Source organism: Gemmiger formicilis (assembly GCF_016901605.1).
GTDB lineage: Bacteria > Bacillota > Clostridia > Oscillospirales > Ruminococcaceae > Gemmiger > Gemmiger formicilis_B.
Genome location: NZ_JACJKP010000201.1, coordinates 1 through 4,682, shown reverse-complemented (window position 1 = coordinate 4,682; position 4,682 = coordinate 1). Strand labels below are relative to the sequence as shown.

Here is a 4,682-nt window from a genome sequence, read left to right as displayed (position 1 = left end):
CGAAACAATGCGAGATTTATGCTCCGGCTGCACCCGGGCATATACACTGTAATTCCGGACGGCCCGTGTCAGTTCCTCATCGGAAATCTCGTCCAGTTCCGCACCGGTGACGGCCTGCGATGCATCAGACAGAATATGCAGCTGTTTGGCAATGGCAACCGCGGTGTCCTTATGGTCACCGGTAATCATTACGGGACGGATGCCCGCCTGACGGCATTCGGCAATGGAGGCTTCCACTTCGGGGCGCACCGGGTCGATCATACCGGTCAGCCCCAGGAAGCAAAGGTCCTGTTCCAGAAATTCCGGGCTGGTATCGTCGGGCTTTTCCGGCCAGCGGCGTTGTGCCGCAGCCAGCACCCGCAGGGCCCGGTCGGCCATTTCCTTGTTTGTACGCAGGATTTCCTGCCGCTTGGGGTCAGTCATGGGATGGGCTTTTCCATCCTGCCAATAGGAAGTACACAGCCGAATCACCACATCCGGTGCGCCTTTGGTATACTGCACAAACGCACCGTCCGCACTGTGCACCGTGGACATCATCTTTCGTCCCGAATCGAAGGGAGCTTCCCCTACGCGGGGCTGGCGGCTTTCCAGTTCCTGTTTGGGTAAACCTTCCGCCGCCGCAAAGGCAACCAGAGCCGCCTCGGTGGGCTCACCTTCCGCCTTGCCCTCGCTATTCAGGTTCGCATCACTGCACAGTGCCATGGCGGTTGCCAGCGCCTTGGTATCGCCAACATGTTCCACCACCGTCATACGGTTCTGGGTCAGCGTTCCGGTTTTGTCCGTACAAATGACCTGGGTACACCCCAACGTTTCTACTGCGGTCAACCGACGGATGACCGCATTGCGCTTGCTCATATTGGTCACACCGATGGACAGAACCACCGTCACCACCGTCGCCAAACCTTCGGGGATGGCTGCCACAGCCAGAGATACCGCCACCATAAAGGTAGAAAGGACACTCTGCAGTGTAAAGGAACCCGCCACGAACAAATCAAAGATAAAGATAAAGACGCAGATCCCCAATACCAGCTTGGAGAGAGTACGCCCCAATTCATCCAACTTGCGCTGAAGAGGTGTCTGTTCGTCTTCGGTGCCTGCCAGCGCTCCGGCAATTTTGCCCATCTCGGTCTGCATGCCGGTATCTGTAATGACCGCGCGGCCGCGCCCGTACACGACGGTGGACCCCATATAGCACATATTGGAGCGGTCAGCCAGAGGCACATCCTCCTGCCCGGGCGCCAACCCAAGCATCTGTACCACTTTGGTAACCGGGACGCTCTCGCCGGTCAGTGCTGCTTCTTCAATTTTCAGGCTGGCACTTTCCAGCAGTCGTCCATCCGCCGGTACACTGTCCCCCGCTTCCAGGACAACCACATCGCCCGGCACCAGTTCTTCACTGTGCAAGGTGATCTGCCGGCCGTCCCGTATCACCTTGCTGGTGGCTGCCGTCATGGTCTGCAAGGCTTCGATGGCAGCTTCCGCTTTGCTTTCCTGCAAAACGCCCAATATTGCGTTGAGGAGCACCACCAACAGAATGATAAACGCTTCGGCAAAGTTTTCTCCCGCCAAAAAGTTGGTAACTCCCGAAACTACAGCCGCCGCCAGCAGAATCAGCAGCATCGGATCTTTGATCTGCGCCACAAACCGTTGTAACCAGGTAGGCTTCTCCGCCCCCCGCAGTTTGTTGGGGCCGGTTTTTTGCAGGCGTTCTGCCGCCTGCTGTTGTGTCAGGCCGTTTTCGGTGGTATCCAGCTGCCGCAAGAGTTCGGCAAGCGGTTGCGTGTATGCCTGTTTCATCGCGGATTGCTCCTTCCCTAATAAAAAAACTCATGCACAGAGAAATCCCCTGTGCATGAGTCTCATTCTGATCATTCCGGCGGTCCGGGCCGTGAGGCCGGGTATGGCGAACACACCGCGCACCTTGCGGTGCGGAATTACTCCCTCATGGTATTTTCATTGTACGCAGGCAGTCCTGTGTTTGTCAAGCGTAACTGTGCAGAAAAAGGCTTCAGGCCGTTTTTTCCACTGTAATTGTCGTTACCGTGATGGGGGTATCGTCCAGCGTATGCACCGCCGTGCGCCAATAGTACAGCGGCACACCGGTGGTAAAGGTGAAGGTCATGGTCTGGGGATCAATGGTCGTGAATTCAATATCCAGCTTATAGGTTTCCTCATTGATCAATCCATGGCGGGCGTAGATATAACTGTGGTCGAATCCGCTTCCCGTCAGCATGACCGAATAGGTTCCCGGGAACAGCATCCATTCCTCGGTCATCATCTCGCCGCCGCTGCCCAACTCCACCCCCTGCGCGGTAATGGTTCCGTTGGTCACATCGGAAAGCAAAAGATCCATAGAGTGGGTATCGGCTTCCGGTTCCGGGTCAGACGGTAAATCCAAGGGTTCCACACTGCCGATCAAAATGCCATCCAGGCGGTAGTAGTACAGCGTAAAGGAATCCCGTGCCAGCTCATCTTCATCCAAAAAGGCATACAGCGTATCGGAGGAAAGGGTGTTCATCTCCCCGGCCAGCGTCACCGCTGCCAGGTTGCCGTCCATGTGGCCCATATAAAAGCTGTTGGACGTCCACCCGTTCTCTGCCGCAAAGGCCGCGAGGTCCCAGAATTCCTCATGTTCAAAATCAAAACTGGCAAAAGCCAGATGGCTGAACCGGCCGCTTTGCGCCAGCGTTTCCCAGGCAGGGTCAGTCAGCACGCTCTGATTTGCATAGGTTTCCGCACTGTGGTAGGTGGCAAACCGCTTTGTCAGCTCTTCACGCATACCATAAGCCTGCACCCCCACGCAAACCGCCAACGCCACCACCGCAACCCGGCCGTTCCAGCAGCGCAAGACTGCGGCGCAGGCCAGCAAAGCCAGCAGCATTCCGGCCAGCCAGGCCAGCCGCGCGCAGGAAGAGAACATGGCCCATACATCCATGAGCAGCTGCGGCACAGGGATCGTCACCAGGGTTTTGCCCCCCAGCGTGATGGTATTGCCCATGGCGGCCACCGCGTCCAGGACCAACACTACTGCACCGGCAATCCACCAGGCACGATGCCGTTGGAGGAAGGCCCCCAGCGCAGACGCCTTGCCGCGTACGCAAAAAACAGCCAGGCCCAATACAGCCAGCACCACCGCCAGCACGGCACCGGCACCGATGTATATATCCTGTTCCCAACTGGCCGCAAGTCCCGGCACCAGCAGATTCGCCAGGTCCGCCCCATTCAGGTAGCCGTTGGAATATCCCGCAAAGTTGGCGGCAAACGCCCCCAGCAAGACCAGTTCCGCCAAAGCTGCCGCACAGAAACAAAGGATGGGCAAAACAACCGCTGCCACGCCCCGTTTTTGCAGTGCCCGGCGGATAGCATAGCCTACCAGCACAAGGCCCACCATGGGCAGGTAATACAAATGGATGCCTGCGCACAGCACACCCAGCAGGCCCCATACCAGGCAGGCGCGGCGGGTGGTGGGCAGCAGCTCATCCCCTGCCAGCCATACCCACAAAGCCAGAAGTACCAGCCAGTTGGCGGCCAGCGCCGTGTGGGCAAACATCCGGATGGTCAGTGCTGGGAACAGAACCAGCACTCCAGCCCCAGCCACCGTTGCCCAGCAGCGGGCTGTCTGGCCGGGCCGTACGCCGCCCAGCCTGGCAAGGATGGCCTGGGCAAGACCGCCCTGCAGGGCATAGCACAAAAGCCCCCAGATACCAAAATACTGAAAATGTTGCGGCAACAGCGGGCTGAACAGTTTTGCCAATAAGGCCAGCAACGGAATGGAGTCGGTAAACAGGATACTGGTGCGGTACGGGTAAATCGCGCTGTAATTGGCACCGATATAGGGCAGGCGCACCGCACTGCGGCGGAAGAATTCCCATCCCAGATAATGCTGGGACGGGTCCGGGCTGGCGTTGTTCAGAATCCAATCCAAACAGGTAGGATTCAGCACGCGAACCCCGTATAAAGCCACAAAAACCAGCGCGCCCAAAAGCGCGCCGGTCAATGGCCAGCGATATTTTTTCAAAAACGCGGCAGTTTTCTGCATGGGAATCCTACCTTAGCGCACAAAGGTGGTGGACAGCGTAGTGGACCAGCTTTCTCCACGTTTCAGCGACGCGGCACAGGGACGCTGCTCCCATTCCAGCGGGCCGTTTTCCTCACCGGGCAGACTGTGCCACGGCTCAATGCAGAGGAACTGCAGCGGCTTTTTGGCAGCAGACCAGATCAAAACATAGGGATAGCCTTCCACATTGCAGATCACGCTGCGGCCAGTGTCCTTTTCGACCAGAGAAACATGCTGGCTGCGCAGGTTGACCATGCAGTGGCTGTCGCTGTCAAACAGATCATCGGTGAGCGGAATCGTCTCGGTGTTGCGGGCCAGATAGTAACTCTGCCCGTTGAGCAGGCCGTTGGGCTGTGCACTGATGCACAGCGGCGATTCAATACCGTCGAAACGCACTTCGTAATCTTCGGTGGTGTGACGGTCATCAAAGGGCAGCGCAAAAGCGGGGTGATACCCGATGCCGAAGCGCAGCTGTTCTTCTACCGGATTTTCGACGCAGAGCGTATGGTGGACGGTCTCCCCTTCCAGCACAAAGGTAGAGCGCAGCACAAAAGCATAGGGCCATTTGGGCAGTGTCTGGGCATTGGCATGCAGCTCAAATTCCAGCGTGTCGTCGGTCTGACGG

At 57.8% G+C, this 4,682-nt stretch carries 3 protein-coding genes; all 3 read right to left on the bottom strand.

Annotation, left to right across the window (positions count from 1 at the left end; genetic code table 11):
• Positions 1 to 1,797 (bottom strand): cation-translocating P-type ATPase (locus H6B10_RS12720; RefSeq protein WP_204651947.1); only part of this gene is annotated, 1,797 nt, incomplete at its 3' end.
• Positions 1,798 to 2,008: 211 nt separating this feature from the next.
• Entirely contained in the window at positions 2,009 to 4,039 is a 2,031-nt protein-coding gene (locus tag H6B10_RS12715; RefSeq protein WP_204651946.1) for a DUF6311 domain-containing protein, read from the bottom strand.
• Between the two features lie 12 nt (positions 4,040 to 4,051).
• Positions 4,052 to 4,682 (bottom strand): aldose 1-epimerase family protein (locus tag H6B10_RS12710; protein ID WP_204651945.1); only part of this gene is annotated, 631 nt, incomplete at its 5' end.